Annotated in this window: 16 protein-coding genes and 1 pseudogene; 5 read left to right on the top strand and 12 right to left on the bottom strand. The window is 55.6% G+C overall.

Going from position 1 to position 15,079, the window contains the following annotated elements; translation table 11 throughout:
* Positions 1 to 43: 43 nt before the first annotated feature.
* Positions 44 to 703, bottom strand: coding sequence for a glycine-rich domain-containing protein (locus tag AC3Y7R_RS01405; RefSeq protein WP_490040219.1), 660 nt, complete (start codon positions 701 to 703; stop codon positions 44 to 46).
* Positions 704 to 782: 79 nt separating this feature from the next.
* Here AC3Y7R_RS01405 and purD point away from each other — a divergent pair, with 79 nt between their 5' ends.
* Positions 783 to 2,045, top strand: coding sequence for a phosphoribosylamine--glycine ligase (purD, locus tag AC3Y7R_RS01400; RefSeq protein WP_490040218.1), 1,263 nt, complete (start codon positions 783 to 785; stop codon positions 2,043 to 2,045).
* A 35-nt stretch (positions 2,046 to 2,080) separates the two neighbouring features.
* Here purD and AC3Y7R_RS01395 read toward each other — a convergent pair whose 3' ends face one another.
* Positions 2,081 to 2,824, bottom strand: a complete 744-nt coding sequence (locus tag AC3Y7R_RS01395) for an FG-GAP repeat domain-containing protein (RefSeq protein WP_490040217.1) — start codon at positions 2,822 to 2,824, stop codon at positions 2,081 to 2,083.
* 2 nt (positions 2,825 to 2,826) lie between these two features.
* Positions 2,827 to 3,150 (bottom strand): 2Fe-2S iron-sulfur cluster-binding protein, encoded by a 324-nt coding sequence (locus AC3Y7R_RS01390; RefSeq protein ID WP_490040216.1) that lies wholly within the window; start codon positions 3,148 to 3,150, stop codon positions 2,827 to 2,829.
* Positions 3,151 to 3,357: 207 nt separating this feature from the next.
* Between AC3Y7R_RS01390 and AC3Y7R_RS01385 the strand changes: the two genes are divergently transcribed.
* A complete protein-coding gene (locus AC3Y7R_RS01385) occupies positions 3,358 to 3,915 on the top strand; it encodes a peptidoglycan-binding domain-containing protein (RefSeq protein WP_490040215.1) in 558 nt (185 codons plus the stop codon).
* Positions 3,916 to 4,224: 309 nt separating this feature from the next.
* Positions 4,225 to 4,815, top strand: a complete 591-nt coding sequence (locus AC3Y7R_RS01380) for a hypothetical protein (RefSeq protein ID WP_490040214.1) — start codon at positions 4,225 to 4,227, stop codon at positions 4,813 to 4,815.
* Between the two features lie 183 nt (positions 4,816 to 4,998).
* Here AC3Y7R_RS01380 and AC3Y7R_RS01375 read toward each other — a convergent pair whose 3' ends face one another.
* On the bottom strand, positions 4,999 to 5,349 hold the full coding sequence (locus tag AC3Y7R_RS01375; protein WP_490040213.1) for a hypothetical protein: 351 nt from the start codon (positions 5,347 to 5,349) through the stop codon (positions 4,999 to 5,001).
* A 194-nt stretch (positions 5,350 to 5,543) separates the two neighbouring features.
* On the opposite strand from AC3Y7R_RS01375, the gene AC3Y7R_RS01370 reads away from it, so the two are divergent.
* Complete coding sequence (locus AC3Y7R_RS01370; protein WP_490040212.1) at positions 5,544 to 5,804, top strand: hypothetical protein; 261 nt, start codon at positions 5,544 to 5,546, stop codon at positions 5,802 to 5,804.
* 109 nt (positions 5,805 to 5,913) lie between these two features.
* Here the strand turns inward: AC3Y7R_RS01370 and AC3Y7R_RS01365 are convergent, their stop codons facing one another.
* The 8 genes from AC3Y7R_RS01365 to AC3Y7R_RS01330 all read right to left on the bottom strand — a co-directional run bounded on the left by AC3Y7R_RS01365 (position 5,914) and on the right by AC3Y7R_RS01330 (position 14,171).
* Positions 5,914 to 7,278, bottom strand: a complete 1,365-nt coding sequence (locus tag AC3Y7R_RS01365) for a Do family serine endopeptidase (RefSeq protein ID WP_490040961.1) — start codon at positions 7,276 to 7,278, stop codon at positions 5,914 to 5,916.
* 314 nt (positions 7,279 to 7,592) lie between these two features.
* On the bottom strand, positions 7,593 to 7,790 hold the full coding sequence (locus AC3Y7R_RS01360; protein WP_490040960.1) for a DUF2065 family protein: 198 nt from the start codon (positions 7,788 to 7,790) through the stop codon (positions 7,593 to 7,595).
* Positions 7,790 to 8,674 (bottom strand): protease modulator HflC, encoded by an 885-nt coding sequence (gene hflC / locus AC3Y7R_RS01355; protein WP_490040211.1) that lies wholly within the window; start codon positions 8,672 to 8,674, stop codon positions 7,790 to 7,792. Before hflC ends, AC3Y7R_RS01360 begins: the two co-directional genes overlap by 1 nt.
* Positions 8,674 to 9,825: an FtsH protease activity modulator HflK gene (gene hflK, locus AC3Y7R_RS01350; protein ID WP_490040210.1), complete on the bottom strand. Its 1,152-nt coding sequence runs from the start codon at positions 9,823 to 9,825 to the stop codon at positions 8,674 to 8,676. The genes hflC and hflK overlap by 1 nt, the downstream gene beginning before the upstream one ends.
* A gap of 72 nt (positions 9,826 to 9,897) precedes the next feature.
* On the bottom strand, positions 9,898 to 11,259 hold the full coding sequence (gene gorA / locus AC3Y7R_RS01345) for a glutathione-disulfide reductase (RefSeq protein ID WP_490040209.1): 1,362 nt from the start codon (positions 11,257 to 11,259) through the stop codon (positions 9,898 to 9,900).
* Between the two features lie 14 nt (positions 11,260 to 11,273).
* Positions 11,274 to 12,062 (bottom strand): ribose-5-phosphate isomerase RpiA, encoded by a 789-nt coding sequence (gene rpiA, locus AC3Y7R_RS01340; RefSeq protein WP_490040208.1) that lies wholly within the window; start codon positions 12,060 to 12,062, stop codon positions 11,274 to 11,276.
* Between the two features lie 234 nt (positions 12,063 to 12,296).
* Entirely contained in the window at positions 12,297 to 13,388 is a 1,092-nt protein-coding gene (locus AC3Y7R_RS01335) for a Hint domain-containing protein (RefSeq protein WP_490040207.1), read from the bottom strand.
* Positions 13,389 to 13,508: 120 nt separating this feature from the next.
* Positions 13,509 to 14,171, bottom strand: a complete 663-nt coding sequence (locus AC3Y7R_RS01330; protein ID WP_490040206.1) for a thiamine diphosphokinase — start codon at positions 14,169 to 14,171, stop codon at positions 13,509 to 13,511.
* Between the two features lie 142 nt (positions 14,172 to 14,313).
* Between AC3Y7R_RS01330 and AC3Y7R_RS01325 the strand changes: the two are divergent.
* Positions 14,314 to 15,079 (top strand): annotated as a pseudogene (locus AC3Y7R_RS01325) (chemotaxis protein CheA); the annotation flags it as partial.

Raw genomic sequence — 15,079 nt, 5'->3', positions numbered from 1 at the left:
GGAAACTTGTCCCACCTCTGGAGGCAGGATGCAACGCGCCGCGCTAATCACCGCACCCGCCGCCACCGCATCCGCCACACTCATTGTCATGCCCACCAAGCGCAGCGCAAGCTTGGCCACCGCCTCTCGCGCCGAAACGGCCTGCGGGGCGCTGCCACACCGCATAGGAAATCCCCACGCCAACAAGCCCGAAACAGCATAAAGCCAAGGGCTCATTGCGCGCCCAGTCCTGAACCTGCGACACCACAACAAGCGACACGATACCAGCGACCGCAATCCCAACGCCCAGCATAAATTTGCGCATTGCATGTCGGTCCCCCCAAACGTCAACCGGAGCAGCCTCGCCAAATTCACGCCGGTAACTGCGCAAAGTCTGCGCGAATTGAGTGCGGTAGCGCGGCATGTCCTCCTCACCCTCGCAGGGATTATGGTGCAGCGGCTTGCCCAGAATCTCGCCGCACAGCCCGTCCCAATAGTTCTGCGTGAATGTCAGATGCATATGCCAGACTTGATCCACGACTTTCGAAGGCGTCACCGGGATGTCGCTAACCTGCGTCAGATACACAAACCGCCGATATTCCTTGATTGCACGCTCGGTATAAGCCGCGCTCCATTTTTGCGATTGGGCCAGTTTTTTCGAAAACGGCGCACTTCCGGTTCGCGCATCCAGTTCAAACGCCGCAATACGCCGCCACAGGTCCATGTCCTTCACCCTTGTTCCCCTCGGCTGATTTGGGTATTCGAAGGCCAATCTAACACATGGGTTTGGCTGGGGAAGCGTGATGAACATATTGATCCTTGGAAGCGGTGGTCGCGAGCACGCTTTGGCATGGGCCGTCGCGCAAAACCCCAAATGTGACCGCCTGATCGCGGCCCCGGGAAATGCGGGCATTGCTGGCGTCGCGGAATGCGCGGCGCTGGATATCATGAGCCCCGACGCGGTTGTGGATTTCGCCACCGCCCAGTCGATTGATTTCGTGATCATCGGCCCCGAAGACCCACTGGCCGCTGGCGTCGCCGATGCCCTGCGCGCCGCGGGGATCTTGTGCTTCGGCCCCTCGGCAGCGGCAGCGCAACTGGAGGCGTCTAAAAACTTCACCAAAGAGATTTGCGACGCCTGTGGCGCCCCCACGGCTGACTACGCTCACTTCACCGACCTGAGCGCGGCCAAAGCCTATGTGACCCAGCAAGGCGCGCCGATTGTGATCAAGGCCGACGGCTTGGCAGCAGGCAAGGGCGTGGTCGTGGCGATGGACTTGGACGCGGCATTGGCTGCGCTGGACGATATGCTGGGCGGGGCCTTCGGCTCGGCTGGGGCAGAGGTGGTCATTGAGGAATTCATGGAGGGCGAAGAGGCCTCCTACTTTGTGCTATCAGATGGCAAAACTGTGCTGCCCATCGGCACCGCGCAAGACCACAAACGCGCCTATGACGGCGATAAAGGCCCAAACACCGGCGGCATGGGAGCCTATTCACCCGCGCCAGTGCTGTCAGACGAGATCGCGCTAAAAGCCATCACTGAAATCGTGCAACCCACCATCGACGAAATGGCACGGCGCGGCACACCCTACCAAGGCGTGCTTTACGCGGGCTTCATGATCAAGGACGGGCAACCTCGCTTGGTTGAATACAACTGCCGCTTTGGCGACCCAGAATGCCAAGCCTTGATGATGCGCCTTGGCGCTCAGGCACTAGATTTGCTGCTCGCCTGCGCTGAAGGGCGGCTGGATGAGGTCCAAGTCAACTGGGCCGATGATCACGCAATCACCGTCGTAATGGCCACAAAAGGTTACCCCGGTGCGTATGAAAAAGGCTCCATTATCAACGGGCTGGACGCTTTGCCCGAGGGCAGTTTCAACATGGTGTTTCACGCAGGCACCAAGGCACAAGGCGAGGAAATCACCGCTGTCGGCGGGCGCGTACTGGGCGTTACAGCGCGTGGCGCGTCCCTGTCAGAGGCCCGCGAGCGCGCCTATGCAATGGTGGATGAAATCGACTGGCCCGAGGGGTTTACGCGCTCCGATATCGGCTGGCGCGCGCTGTAAAACGTCCTGCCTACTTCATCGTGCTCTAGACTACATTACTTGCACTGAAGCGCCGCATCCAGCGAGGCCCGCCCCCGGTGCGGCCCAATATCTCGCATGGAAACCGCGCCATTCCCAAGCCGCGTGGCAATGATCCGCGTCCAATCGCCAGACGCCGTGATCATCTCAATAGCCCCATCGCACGACCGCACCCCGCCGCCAATATCGCTCTCCCCAATACGGTGATTGGTCAGACCGGGCTGATCGGCCACATGCTGTAATTTGCCATCCATAAATCGCCAAATGCGCAGCGTTTTTGCCAGATGCGGGCGGTCAATATAAGCCAGTTCCACAAAGCCGTCCCCGTCAAAATCCGCAGCCCCAACGGGTGAGAGCCAACGGTGCGTACGCCCAATATAAGGCGTCCATGCAATTTTTCCGGTCTCATCGTAAACCGCCAGCTGCGCGCCTAAATCCGCATGGGTCTCGACCACAACCACCTCCGGCTTGCCGTCCAAATCCACATCCACCAAACGAGGTGAGATATCCTCGAAAACGCGCTCCAGTGGTAATTTAAAGCGTAAAGTAGATTTATGCGCCCAGTCCTCAACAACCAGCTCTAACGCACCCCACTCAATAGCATCACCTAATATGGCGTGATCATAGCGCCCAGTCGGCTCCGAATAGCGCGCCTCAACTATCGTATCTGCCGCGGCAGCCCCGCCCAGCATCAAACTCAACGCCAGAACCGCGCGGCGCGTGAAGCCGTCCAACACGCGCGACAGTAGACGCCGCGCCATGTTTAAATCTGTTTCTCTGGCATTTTGACGATCAACCCGTCCATGTCATCCGTGACTTTCATCTGGCACGTCAGGCGCGATGTGGCCTCGTTAGGCTCATAGGCGAAATCCAGCATGTCCTCTTCCATCGCCTCTTTGGCAGGCACTTTGGACACCCATGCCTCGTCCACATAAACATGGCAGGTCGAGCACGCACACGCACCGCCGCAATCGGCCTCGATGCCGGGAATGTTGTTGTCGCGTGCGCCTTCCATGACGGTCAGCCCATTGGCAACGTCCACGACATGCTCTTTGCCGCTATGCTCGATATAGGTAATCTTGGCCATCTGATGCGCCCCTGTCTTAGCTGATTGCTCTCAAACGCATGTAGTGCACCGCGCGCGATTTTGCCAGACCCGCCTTTCAATCTGCGACCAGAAAGCCGCACTGCGCAGCCTCCCGTGCCCGCCATGCTTGGCCAGCCCCCTATGAATGCGCTAAACTCCTCCAAACGCGGCGCCAGACCGCACATACAAATATAGGGCCGAGCAGCTATGCCCCGCAAAATCACTCCAAGCAGCCTTTGCGCTGCCGCCACGCTTGCCCTGCTCACAGGTTGCGCCCCCCTGCCCGGCCCTGATGTGACCAAACTGATCAACCCGACGATTATTACCTCCACAGATATGAAGCCCCCCACCAATGTCCCCGGTGTCTGCTGGGGCCATGAGCCGGGACCGGAAGTGACCGAAATTGTCTCTGATATTATCCTTGCCACCCCCGCCCAAATCGGTCCGAATGGCGCGACCGTTTCACCTGCGATTTACCGCGAAATTACCCGTCCCCAGACCTTTAACGAGGGCAACGGGCGCTGGTTCACCCGCACTTGCGATGCCGACCTAACCCCGGGGTTTGTGATGACATTGCAACGCGCCCTAACCGCGCGCGGCATCTATCGTGGCGAGCTAACGGGCCTCATGGATACCAAAACCCTACGCGCCATCCGCGCCTATCAAAAACCCCAAGGCCTCAACAGCGCCATCCTCAGCCAATCCGCCGCACGACAGTTGGGCCTGATCGCGGTAGAGGTAGAACACCCCACGTCTGAGGGGTGAGGCGCGGGGTTCGTGTGGTCGCTGTGGGGGACAAAGTGAGCTTTCGCTGCGGTCACTCCAACGGTAGCTTTAGCCGCTTCGCGTCCGCTGCCAAGACATCAATTGCAGTAAGTCGTTCCCAATTTTTTTGCTATTTCCCAAGGCTTTCCTAAGACGAGCAGCTTTTGGCGATACTGTCAACTTACACGGTTTGCGTTCAAAACTATCCGCCTCTTCTCAAAGGGAGAGGCTTTTGATATATTTTTTGAAACAGGTATTTTTACTTGCAAGATTACAAAATTTGGAAATCAATTTTGAAAGGTAAACAGAGTGGAAGCTGACTTTAAATACGACGATGAAGATGTCGAAACTAGTAAAGTTACTCGTCTTGATGCTGTAGAAAACACTCCTAAATTTAAGATTGCTTCCGCAGGAGTAAATATTGGCAACAAGACATACAATAATCACCATCAGAGATGGGAACGAACACTGACCGTTCTTGGGCCAAAACGAAGAACTGAGCTAGTAACTTCTATAGAAACTGATTTTGGCTGGGGTTACCATGTTTTTCATGTCGGTAGAGGCATGGAAAGAACAATTGATGCGACTTATCTTAAAACAATCCGTGTTGATATAGTTGAGGACCGTTGGGTTCGAAAGAACACTGACAGCCCTAACCTAAAACACCCCATTTACGAATGGGGAAAGGGGGATCGGAGGGTTGCTGGTGTCGCAAACAAGCAATCTTGGCCTATTGTCGTGCGGGTTAGCTACGATGATAGGCAAGAACAGGGGCATCCTTGGTTCAGTGATCTTTTTGTACTGCCTGGCCGACGCGAGGCTTTTGCTCCGCTCTCTCAAATAAAAAATGGAACCCTCAGCTTTGAAGGTTTTATCGAAACAAAAATTTGCGTTCGATAGGTTGTTGAGACAAACTTCACCATTCTTTATTCTGTGGAAAACCCATATTTTGTTGCATATATTGGCTTAGGGTATTCATATCATAAACCAATATATGGTAGCTGAAGTGTATGGGCAGTCGGCCCATACACAATAAAAAGCCACAAACTGATCAGCTAAAGCCACAGCTTAGTTCGATCAGCCTTAGCTAACATATTTGCAGCTTACTAATCTAGTTTCAACGTTACCACCTGTACAGCCGTATCCACGCTTATAAGCAGGACTCAGTGTTAGTGTTTTGTACCATATCGGCGTGCCATGCTGGTTTTTAGCCCTGTGGCTGATTACCACCTCCACAGACCGAGAGCTTGACCGATTTTTCACCCAAATAACAAAACCTTTCAATCCACAGCTCTGTAGCGGACTCGTTCCAAAGTACGCGCACGATGCGCTGGGGTATAAACTCGATTCTTTTTTGTTTTCAGCCAATTCCTCTTCAGTCAAAGCTACTTCACCTGTAATTTCTGATTCAAAATCTTGTTCAATATTGCCCATGAGTTCTTCCTATTAGGATTTATTTTGAGTTTTAGTCTGCACGAAAGAATAAAAAATACAACTTTGACATATGAATGACTATTGCTCGACTGGCACGGGCAGATAGCTATGGGCGCAGCAGTGACCTAATTGTGGGGCTGTCATTTGTTTTGGGAGTGACATCAGTTGTAATTGAAAACGGCTAGTCGTTCATCGTGCTTGCCAATCAGTTATATTTTACAAACCGGCCTGCGCTGCCCTATTTTGGCTTTGCAGTTGTCACGTTCGGCGTGCTGATCTCAAAGATGCTGCTGGCAATGGTCAGCCTGTTGTTTGCCCTCACGGGGCCGGTATCGAATAAACAAGAGATCGGGTGGCCTCTTAGAAAGCCGAATGCGGCACCGCGCTCGCCGGTGATGTGCCCACAGCAAGTCGCGCATCGAAATCACCCAACGTTTGAAGAAAGCAGGCCTTAGTTCATTTTGCAGCATTGGTCATTCTGGGCTCCAAGCAGACATTCTCCACCGCCAAACAAAAAGGGCGCCCCGACTAGGAGCGCCCTTCTCTAATTCTGCAACATAAAGCTTACTCGTCGAGGCTTAGGGCCACGAACCGCGGGTCGCCTTCGCGGCGGATCAGCATCAAGAAGGACTTACGCCCTGCGTCCTTAGCTTCCTCGATACGGTCTTCGAGGTCCTTAATCGTTGCGATTTTCTGTTGGCCAGCTTCCACGATCAGGTCGCCCGCACGCAGGCCCTTCTCAAAGGCGTCGCTGGCATCAGCCACATCTTTGACCACCAGCCCCTCAATGCCATCGTCCAGCCCAAGCTGCGTGCGCAGGTCAGCGTCCAACACGGCCACGGTCATGCCAAGCAAGGTTTTATCCTCAGCTTCGGGCTTGTCCAACGCAACAGGCACGGTCTTGGCTTCAGCATCTTCGCGGCGGCCAAGGGTGACTTTCAGCGTCTCGGATTTACCATCTCGGATCACCAGAACGCGCACCGCTTTGCCCACGGCGGCATTCCCCACAAGGCGCACCAATTCACGGGTATCTTTCACCTCATGGCCATCAAACATCGTAATCACATCGCCAGCTTTGATACCCGAGTCCTTGCCGGGGCCATCAGGCACATCCGTGACCAACGCGCCCTTGGCGTCGGCCAGTTCCAGCGCTTCGGCCACATCTTTGGTCACATCTTGAATGCGCACGCCCAACCAGCCACGGCGGGTCTCGCCGAACTCTTTGAGCTGATCGACCACTTTTGAAACCACATTAGACGCCATCGAGAACCCGATGCCGATAGAGCCACCTGACGGCGACAAGATCGCGGTATTTACCCCGATCACATCACCCTCAACATTAAACAGCGGACCACCAGAGTTGCCCTTGTTGATCGCGGCGTCGGTTTGGATGAAATCGTCATAGGTGCCGGACAACGCCCGGCCACGCTGCGACACGATGCCGGCAGACACCGAGAACCCCTGCCCCAACGGATTGCCCACGGCCACGACCCAATCGCCCACACGCGACGCATCGCTGTCCCCGAATGTAACAAACGGCAATGGCTTGTCGCTCTCGACTTTCAGTAAGGCAATGTCGGTTTTTGGGTCTGTGCCAATCAGCGTGGCGTCCAACTTTTCACCAGAGAAAAATTCGATCTCAATCTCGTCAGCCTTGTCGATCACGTGGTTGTTGGTGACGATGTAGCCATCCTCGGAAATCACAAACCCCGACCCAAGCGCGGAGGAGCGACGCGGCTTTTTCCCATCTTGTTGGCGATCAAGGAAATCCTTGAAAAAATCTTCCAGCGGCGAGCCTTCCGGCACAATCGGGCGCGGGCCTTGGTCCACGCCAGCCACAGTTGTAGAGGTGGTGATATTCACCACGGCGGGGCTGACTTTTTCGGCCAAATCCGCGAAACTTGCGGGCATTTGTGCATTGGCAGTCATAGTTTGCGCCAGCACCAAAGCCAGCCCAAAGACCAATGCGGCAAACGCCCGAACGGGGCCTGCCTGCCTGTCTGATTGGCTATATGTTTGTGTAAGGGTATCTGCTTTCACGTCTCCGCTCCTTTGCGAATTCTTCCGGTGTCGCGCCAAAACTGGCGCCCATGCACATAATCTGTGCACACATACAGAGGTAATCAAGCACTGCCTCTGTCGCATTTATTCAACTCACTGTGAGAGTTGTGTCAGTCTTGCACAAGGCACCATAACACATTTGCACCGTTCTGATGGGCGGTTTCACGCCAAGGCTGTAATATTCACGCCCCAAAAGCCCCTTTGGCCAACCACACGCAAAACACACCTAAGCCAAGCGCCACTAAGCCCAGCATACGCCGTGTTTCGGGCGGAATGTCGGCCAGGGCCTTGACGATATCCTCCATGCGCGAAGGGGCCAGTGCAAGCACCAGCCCCTCAACAACCAACACCAGACCAATGGCCAGTGCGATATGGCTTATCACTTTGCAGCCGGACCGTTTGCCGATTTCAGGTAGTCAAAGAACTCGTTGTCGGGGTTGATCACCAGTGTCGAGTTGCTGCCTTTGATCGAGCTCTCATAGGCATCCAGCGAGCGGCGGAACTCAAAGAACTCCGGATCCGCACCGTAAGCTTGCGCAAAGATCGCGTTCCGACGGGCATCAGCTTCACCACGCACAATATCCGCGGTTTTCTGCGCCTCAGAGACCAGCTCCACCACAGTACGATCTGCTTGCGCACGAACCCGCAACGCGGCCTCTTCACCGCGCGCAATCTCGTCGGCGGCTTCACGTTCGCGCTCGGCACGCATCCGGTTGAATGTCGCGTCCAAGTTTTGCTCTGGCAGGTTGGTCTGCTTTAAGCGCACATCAACAACTTCCAGACCAAGCGAGCGTGCCTTGGCACGGGCTTGCACAGTGATGCGTGTCATCAAGGATGCACGATCAGCCGACAGGATGGTATTCGACGTCACACCATCAGAGCCAAGAACGCTCCGAATGACCGGGTTAAGGATTTTCTCGAGAAGCGCCTCACCGGCACGCTCGCCCCCTGTCCCAACGGCTTGGCGGAATTGCTCCACATCCGCGATGCGATAGCGCGCGAACGCATCCACCACGAGGCGACGATCATCAGATGGCGTAACTTCGATGGCTTGGGTGTCCAGCGCCAGAATGCGGTCATCATAGAAAACAACTTCTTGCAGGCCCGGAATTTTAAAGTAGAGACCCGGGTCTTCTTTAACCGATTTGATCTGGCCAAATTGCAGCACCAACGCCTTTTGACGCTCGTCCACGATGAACACCGAAGACATGATCGCGAACAACACGCCCACGACGGCGATCAGAATAAGATTTGCTTTGGTCATCAGTTGGACCCTCCGGTCGTAGTGCGGCGCAACTCATTGAGCGGCAGATAGGGAACAACGCCCTGCCCGCCCCCGGTGGAGCTGTCGAGGATGATTTTGTCAGCCCCGCCATACACGCGCTCGACCGTCTCTAACCATAAGCGTTTACGCGTCACTTCAGGTGCCTTTGTGTATTCTTCCAAAACGGCGGTAAAGCGCGCGGCCTCACCCTCGGCTTGGTTCACCTGTTGGGCGCGGTAGGCCTCGGACTGCTCTAGAAGTTGAGCGGCCTCACCACGCGCACCAGCCAACACGCGGTTGGCATAGGTATCGGCTTGGCGTTGCAATGTGTCACGTTTCTGCTCGGCGGCTTGCACTTCGCGGAAGCTGTCGATCACTTCACGCGGCGGGTCAGCCTTATCGAGGTTGAGACGCACGATGTTCACACCGGAATCGTATTGGTCCATCGTCGTTTGGATCAACTCAAGCGTGGTATCGGCAATGGCTTGGCGATCGCGGTTCAAGATTGGCGCCAACTCGGAGCGCGCAATAACTTCACGCATCGCAGACTCGGCCACAGCACGGATCGTTTCGCGCGGTTTAGCCAAGTTGAACAGGAACTTAGCCGGGTCGTTGATGTTCCAAACAACTTGGAAGTCCACATCCACGATGTTTTCATCCGTGGTCAGCATCAAGCCGCTTTCGCCCCGACCGCCAACACCGATATCCTCGGTTTGCTCGCGTGTCACAGCAAATACCTCAGCCTTCACAACGGGCCAAGGCGCGAAGTTCAAACCAGATTCGCCAGTGGCATAGTATTTGCCCAGGAACAGCTCAACAGATTGCTCCTCCGGCTTCACCGTATAGAACGATGTGAACGCCCAAAGTGCCACAGCACCCAGCGCGGCAAGGACAAACGTCCCCTTGGAGAAACCGCCACCAAAGCTGGGACCATTGCCGCCACCGCCATTGTTGGAGCCGCCACCGCGACCGCCCATCAGCACGCGAAGCTGCTCTTGGCCCTTCTTCATCAGCTCGTCAATCTCGGGGATATCCCCACCGGGCCTGCGGCCTCCGCCGCCGCCATTATTCGAACCGTTAGATCCGCCTTGATCGTCTCCTCCGCCGCGGTTTCCACCGCCGCCCCAAGGTCCGCCATTGTTACCGGCCATGCAGCATCTTCCTCTTATGACTATTTCTTACGTAGTATTGTTGTGTTCTAGGTGGGCATCCAGCCCTAAAAATCAAGCACTTCTAACAGGTGTTTTCATGGTTACCAACTCTTCCGACATTGTTGGATGCACCGCGCAAACCTGATCGAACTGCGCCTTCGTCGCGCCCATCTTCACCGCGATGCCTGCCAGTTGGATCATCTCGCCCGCCGCAGGGGCCACGATATGACAGCCCAGCACCTTATCGGTGTTCTTGCACACGACCAGTTTCATCAACACGCGGTCCTCGCGCCCGATAAAGCTTTGCTGCATGGGTTTGAACGAGGTCGCATAGATATCAACCGGACCCGCTTCGCGCGCGTCTTCCTCGGACAGGCCCACAGTGCCCAACTCTGGCTGAGTGAACACCGCCGACGGGATCAATTCGTGATCCACAGGCGTCGGGTTGCCATTAAATACGGTCTCGACAAAGGCCATACCTTCGCGGATTGCCACCGGCGTCAGGTTCACCCGATTGGTCACATCGCCAATCGCATAAATCGAGGGCTGGCCGGTCTGACTATACTTATCCACGACAATTTCGCCGCGACGCCCGACTTCGACGTCGACATTCTCTAGCCCCAAGCCATCCGTATTCGGCGCGCGACCCGTGGCATAAAGCACCCGGTCAAATTCGGCTTCGGTGCCATTAGTACCCTTCACCAAGAGCGTGTCGTCATCATGCTTTTGCATATGTAGGATATTGGTGCCGGTGTGGATCGCGATACCGCGCGCCTCCATCATATCGGCAATCAGCCCGCGCGCCTCGCCATCAAAGCCACGCAGAATTTGCGCGCCGCGGTAAAACATCGTCACCTCGACCCCCAACCCGTGCAAGATGCAGGCGAACTCGCAGGCAATAAAGCCGCCACCGACGATCAAGATCGACTTCGGCAACTTCTCCATGTTGAAAATATCATCCGAGACCATTGCAAGATTGGTGTCGAAATTCTCTGTTGGGCGCACGGGACGCCCGCCTGTCGCGATCAAAATATGCTTGGCCGTCTTTGTCGTGCCATCATCCAGCGCGACTGTATGTGCATCCACAATCGTGGCGCGCGAGGCGAAGGTTTCCACGCCAGAATTGCTCAGCAACCCTTGGTAGACATTTTCCAAACGGTCCAGCTCGCCATTCAGGCGGGTCGCAAACTTAGGCCAGTCGAAATCCCCCATGGAGACCTCCCAGCCGTAATCAGCAGCCTCGCCCATCGCGTCGCGGTAGCCGGATGCAAACACCATCAGCTTCTTGGGAACGCAGCCCCGGATCACACAGGTGCCGCCCAAACGGCTTTCCTCGGCCAAACCGACCGTTGCGCCGCCCCCCGCCGCAACGCGCGCCGCGCGCACCCCGCCAGAGCCACCACCAATAACGAAAAGATCAAAGTCGAAGTCCATCTGCGCGGTCCTATTTAGTCTGCAATATCCACAAACAGGTTATCGGTCTCTAGGACGTCGATCTGCTCATGCTCCACGGTGCCATTATTAATGTCGCGGACCTCCACAGAGCCGTCGCCATTGCCAATCACCACCACATCACAGATGTCGATGAACAGGCCATTTTCAACCACGCCGGGAATTTGGTTCAACACAAGGGACAATTGGCGCGGGTTGCCGATGCGGCGCAGGTGCAAATCAAGGATGAAATTGCCCTCGTCGGTCACAAAAGGCGTATCGCCATTCATCCGCATAGAGGTCGTGCGCCCCAACACATCGAGGTTCACCAGCGTTTCCTCGATCAAGGCCTTGGTCGTCTGCCAACCAAAGGGGATCACCTCGACGGGCATCGGGAACGCGCCCAATGTCTCGACCTGTTTGGATAGATCAGCAATCACGATCATCTGGTCCGAGGCCGTAGCCACGATCTTTTCCATCAGCAACGCGCCGCCGCCACCTTTTACCAAGTTCAGATTGTGGTCATATTCATCCGCACCATCAATTGTCAGATCCAGCCACTTGGCCTCGTCCAGCGTCATGATCGGAACGCCGACTTGCTCTGCCAGTTTTGCCGTGCGCGTCGAGGTTGCAACGCCAGTGATTTTCAGCCCGTCTTGGCGCACCATCTCGCCCAAGCACTTGACCATCCATGCCGCGGTAGAACCAGTACCAAGGCCGACCTTCATGCCGTCCTCTACATAATCCACCGCACGTTTAGCGGCGACAAACTTGGCTTTGTCGATTGGAGAAAGAGTGCCTGACATGGTGTCCTCGCGAAATGGGTCAACTGGCTTATACGGTCATTATTCGCATCGCGCGAGACATAAAGGGGCAAAAACACGCACAGCTTTCCAATTTCAGCCCCTGCACGCCTGATGCCCCGACACTCGCGCGCCTCCTTGTTCTCCATGAGTGCCAAGCCACCCACAACTATACCCGTTATTTTCGCATCAAAACCAAGGGCGAAGCGGAGAAGACACCCATGCATGCCAGCCAAATCACCTCTCCAGCAGCTCTTGGAGTAGACTTCGATACCGCTTCACCGCCCCACTTTGATAGCCCTTAAGGCGGCGCCTCTGGCGCGAGATCATTTTTTGTGTCGCCTTCACACCCAGACAGGGGCGTGCAGCGGGCGTGTCTAAATCCACAAGACGCACCTGCGCCAAGACATCCAAACATTTCCTTTGAGCGGGAAGAAGGCCAGTGTAGCACACCGAGCCAAATAACAGACTCTCCGCATAGGCCCCGTTAGCGCATACGATTTGATGCGTCTTGCAGGCAAAATGAACCCAGCGCGCAACCAACCTGCCGCGCATGATCCTGACACCCGGCACAGTCCCCACTAGGGCCTTTGCTGGCACCAAAACCTGCGCGGGAGCATAGTCGGCAGCCTGCGAAGCATGGCCCAGTAAAATGCGATGCTGAGGCGACACAATCAAGTCTTGCGCGGGCCTGCCACCGCCCAATGCGTCTTGCGCAATCAAAATCGGGAAATCGCTATCAGGCGCATCGCGCAAATCGACACGGCGCTCGCAGCGCCATTGCACGGGTTGCGCCCCGTGATCCAAGGTCAGAACCTTTTGCCCCGGCAATATCTCAGACGCGGCCCGCAGCCCATCTGGCGTGCTGATCAACGTATTGGCATCGAAACAGGGCACACTATGCGTCGCGTAATAGTCGTGCCCCAGTATATATTCGCCATCAACGGTGTCGCTCCACGCATAGGTGTACACAGTCCCCGGAACCAAAGGCGCACTGGAAATATAGCCTACGTGAACCCCATCCACCTCAATCCTATCAAGGTCAATCTCGGTCCCATCCGGTGCGATGATCCGGGCAAAAGTCGGAGCATAGATAGTACCTGAACCTATTACAGCGCCCGTGTCATCGTAAACGGTGCCAACTTGGGTCGCATCGTCACCAAGCGCGTTGTTATCCACATCCCCGGTAAAACTACTGTCGTCATCGGTATATTCGACAAGGTTCCGGTCTGTCTGAGTGTCAAAACTAGACGACAAAGTGAACGTCCCACTTGCCGCGTCGTAACTCAGCACATCCGTCGCATACGCATGAAAGCTATAACTTGTCATCACCACACCCAAAAACCCTCGGGTGGAATGTGCAGGCAACAAATTAAAGTAACCCTCTTCACAACAAAAAAGTGTATAAAATTTCTGCCAAACTAACTGGATCAGGCGAGCAATCGAGGCCTACTCTATCGTGCTCAGCCGCTTCAAAACTGCCGCGACATGCGCCACGGGCAAAATCACCAACATCGCCCGCGTCTCAAAATCCAGCCGCACGGGACCTGTCACCTCATTCGATGTCCCGACCCGCGTTGCTGGCGACATCACCAAACCATCAATAGGGTATTTCAGCCCAAGGCTGCGGCCTGTCACCTCGCCCATTGGATAGAGCGAGAACCGAGTGCCAAGCGGCAGATCAATCTCAAACTGGGCCGGCGCAAGGAAACACAGGTCTTCCTCGCCGATCAAAATGCAGCGCTGTTCAGGGTGACGCACCAATGCCGTGCAAGCCGCCAATTCATGATCCAGCCGCCCCCCCATGAAGCCATGCGCCAAAATAGCCGGTGCCGTCACCGAGCGCAGGCATTTCTCGAAGTCGGTGCTGTCTTGCTCGGCGATCGGGTGAATACAAGCCGGGTCCAATGCGGCCCACCCGGCGGCGCTCAGGCTGTCCATATCCCCGATCACCGCCACAGGGCGCAAATCATTTGCCACCGCCAAATCCGCGCCGCCATCAGCACACACGAGAATCGGGGCTACGCTAAGCGATTGTTTCACATGGCAAAAATGTGTCGGGCCCCCACCCAAAAGTGTCAGAAATAAGGGGGTGTGAACAATTTGTGCCATAGTGCGTGTATTATTGACCACACTGGAAACCAACAGCAAGTTTTCTGCGTGTAAATCACCCTGAATCGCAGGTTTTTGTTTGGGATTTGGAAATACTGAGTGGTAGTTTCCATATGTGGGTTGGGGAGAAAGCGAGTATGCCGTGGTTGGTGAAAGTAAAATTTTAACGGTCTCTTACGGGACTTTTTCATGTACGTTGGAGGGCTTTGACGAGCCGTTCTCGACGATGAAAGCGATTGCGGAATATTTCCGCGATCTGGCGGCAGATGACCGCTACTTCGGCGCGGAACCTCCGACGCCGGATACTGAAATGCTACACAAGATTGCAGAGCGCACAATTCAGCGCCGCGTTTCCGCAGACATTGCGGACAATGGCGTGATCTTGCGTCAAACGGAAGCGTCTGAGAAAGCCGCCGTTGAAGCACCTGCACTTGCAGTCGAGATGCCTAAAGCCGACGTCCGGGAACAGCAGAGCCCGGCACCCGAAGCTGAAGTCATGTCATCTGTCGCAGATGTTCCCGTGGCACCGCAAAAAACTCCGGTACGTGCCGTTGCACCCGCAGCAGCCGTTAGCACTGCTGCGCCTGAACAACGCGTTGGAGGCGACACAGTTGCCGAGAAATTGCAGCGCATCCGCGCGGTCGTGGCACGCGAATCCGGCTCCAGCTCAGATCCCTATCTAGAAGATCAGCATGCCTACGATTTAGGCTCTACCGACTTCGAAGATGAAGGCGAAGCAACCGCGTTGTTTGATGCCCCTATTGAAACCAATTTCGAGGCGGAAGACGATAGTGAGACTTTAGGTGCGGTCCTAGCAGGCCTGTCTGACGACCACGAAACCATCGTTGAAGACAACGCACCAGAGGTGGATGACACCGAGGTCGAAGTCGAGAGCATCGTTGAAGACA

The organism is Litoreibacter sp., assembly GCF_058136045.1.
Note: the sequence above shows the minus strand (reverse complement) of the source record. Positions and strands in the feature narration are given on the sequence as shown.